Below are 2,679 nucleotides of genomic sequence, written 5' to 3'. Positions count from 1 at the left end.
TCGCTCCAGCTCATATTCAAGAAGTGCTCGATGTTATTGACGAACGCGGCAAAGACACCTTACTTGATAATGTAGCCATTGCACTTGGTGATAACGATAGACCTATTTCGCCCACACTCTACTACCCTGAAATTTATCAAAACCTTTCACTCGCTTTTACAGTACCCAATGAACAAAAGCCTGATTTACTCAAGCAATTTGCACAAAGTTGGTACAGTAAGTTAGAGGGCTTGGCTGACTGGCATGATAATCATAACAGTGAATGCGAATTCGAGTACACGGATTATTATATTGGTTATTGGTGCTTTGAATTAGCTTTAGTCGCTAATGTTCTAGAAATACCAAGAGAATCCTTAGAAGATAGTGTTTATGTTCCGGTTGATTTAATCAGATAAACTTCTGCGCATGATTTTTAAGAAAGGATAGGCTGAACCACTTGGGTGTTGCAGGGCTAGGCAGCTAACCTTCACCGACAGTAGTCGCCCCTCGATTTCCATGATACCGATTATCGACCAAGTCATGGATTTACGAGATATCATTGCCAATGTCATGTTACTGACCGACGATGATGAAGCCAACGACACCGACGCTTGGCTTGCCTTTACCCTTACGGGCATTGGTTTAGTGCCAGTTGTGGGCTCAGCCGTCAAAGGCGTGGGCAAGGTTATTTTAAAAAATACCGGAGAGTCTCTCTCTGCTGCGCTTGCGGTACTACGCAAGCTCGGCAAAGGCGACCCAGTTAAATACCTAAGAGACATCAACTGGCAAGACCTAGGAAAACAATCCGCCACGGAAGTTAAAAACATCGTCAAAGGCCTACGCGATTCACTCGACGACATGTCTACCAGTTGGCACTACGATTTACTACTTCCAGACGCCGCCATCGAAGGTATGCAAGCCACAGTAAAACGCCTAGACGACGTCACCCCCAAAATCGACCAGCATATGCAACAAGCTGCCCAAGAAATTGGGCAGCGAGTTAATAAAGCGCTGGATGAATATCAAGGCCAATCACCAATTCGAGGCGTCACCGACAAGCCCACCAAAGCCAAAGCCGATGAATTGGAACCGCCAAAAGGGAATGATCTGCCGGGGGCTNGCAATAAAACGTATGCCGCAATACAACGTGCCTTGTTTTAAAAAGAATGCCAAAGGAACCGCTGTTGAATATGACCGCCAATTAAAAGGACAAATGGACGGGCTAAATAGCATGNACTGTAAAACAGTATCTTGAAAATCGCGATGCTTATAAAAAGATTGGACGAAAAGGAACTGGAAAGGCGCAGAAGGCGGCTAGAGAAAAGTTTAAAAGTAAATTAATTAGTAAATATAAGAATAAACTAAGAAAAGAGAATAGATTAAGTGGTCAGGAGCTTTCAGATCAAGCAGAAGCACTTGCAAGGTTGGACATGAAGACTCTGAATGCTTTGCATAACCCTGATATGATTGCAGGAGGACTAGATGAAGTTGTTGATTTAGGCGACGCCAGTGTTAACCAATCTATTGGCGCACGATGGAATAAAAAAGGTTTTGATGACTCAGGTAAAAAGACTACGTTGAGTCGTGTTGAGCTAATGGATAATGAAGCAGAGAAAGCACTAAAAGCATTGGGTCCAGATGCAAAATTAAATATGAACTTGTACAGGTGTAAGTAGATGAACGAATACTTTGAAGAATTTTATAACTTTGGCGGTTTTGGACCTGCAATTAAAGAGATCAAGCCGACAGGTGAAGATATTAAAGCGTATAAAGGCTTATTGCCTGATAACTTGCTAGAATATTGGAAAGAGTACGGCTTTTGTGGCTGGGGAGCGGGACGGCTATGGATGGTAAACCCAGCTGATTATCAAGATGTTTTAGACTCATGGCTGAAAAGCACTAGATTTGAGCAAATGCAAAGAGATGGTTTGGATAACTTCTCCGTAATAGCCATTGACGCTTTTGGAGAAGTGTATATTTGGGGAAAGAACTCGGGTAATAGCCTATCGATAACAAGCTGTTATGGTATGATTTTTCCAACATTTAACGATCAAGAGTTTATTGAAGATGGAAAAGAACTAACTTTAGATTTATTTTTTGCAAATAAAGTTAGCTCCGAAATTGATTTAACAGATCACAATGAACAACCTCTTTTTGAACGTGCTGTCGAAAAGCTAGGCCCACTTGAAAATGGAGAAATCTATGGCTTCGTGCCAGCTCTTGCCCTTGGTGGCGAACCTAAGCTTGAGAATCTCCAAAAGGTAAAAGCCACGGAACATTTAGCTTTCTTAGCTGACCTTGGAGAGAAGCGTGTTATGGCTGATATCGTTGCGCTATCTAACCAATTACCCCATAACCAATAGCACCTTTTTAAGTCCTTTAAATGCATAGATGTTGCAAGGCTAGGTTCAATTATCCTCCTAGCCTACATTTCTCACCAAATTTCTTCTGCTGCTTTCATGTACATTTTTAATTAGAGAAACCACGGTTGTTAATCTTTAACTACTCTACTGAGATGGTATGCAGTGGTAAGACAAAGCCATAAATAAAGGCCCAAGACATACCACAACCATAGTCAAAGTTATCTTAAAAAAAATACTGGGAATCCCTCTCCGCTGCGCTTGCCGTGCTGCGGCTTTTTACCCAAAGAAAAGTCGGTAAAGGCGACCCAGTTAAATACCTAAGAGACATCAACTGGCA

At 42.1% G+C, this 2,679-nt stretch carries 2 protein-coding genes and 1 pseudogene; all 3 read left to right on the top strand.

The features are described from left to right. Window positions 1-395, top strand: a 395-nt coding sequence (locus tag CKO50_RS07295; RefSeq protein WP_141240127.1) for a PoNe immunity protein domain-containing protein, incomplete at its 5' end; no start/stop codon positions are given. Window positions 396-837: 442 nt separating this feature from the next. Further along, window positions 838-1,655: pseudogene (locus CKO50_RS25065) on the top strand (polymorphic toxin type 15 domain-containing protein). Further along, window positions 1,656-2,342, top strand: a complete 687-nt coding sequence (locus CKO50_RS07285; RefSeq protein WP_095727606.1) for a GAD-like domain-containing protein — start codon at window positions 1,656-1,658, stop codon at window positions 2,340-2,342. Window positions 2,343-2,679: the final 337 nt, after the last annotated feature.

The organism is Pseudoalteromonas sp. HM-SA03, assembly GCF_002289345.1.
Taxonomy (GTDB): Bacteria; Pseudomonadota; Gammaproteobacteria; order Enterobacterales; family Alteromonadaceae; genus Pseudoalteromonas.
The sequence above is the reverse complement of the archived record's forward strand: the minus strand, read 5'-3'. Positions and strand labels throughout refer to the sequence as shown.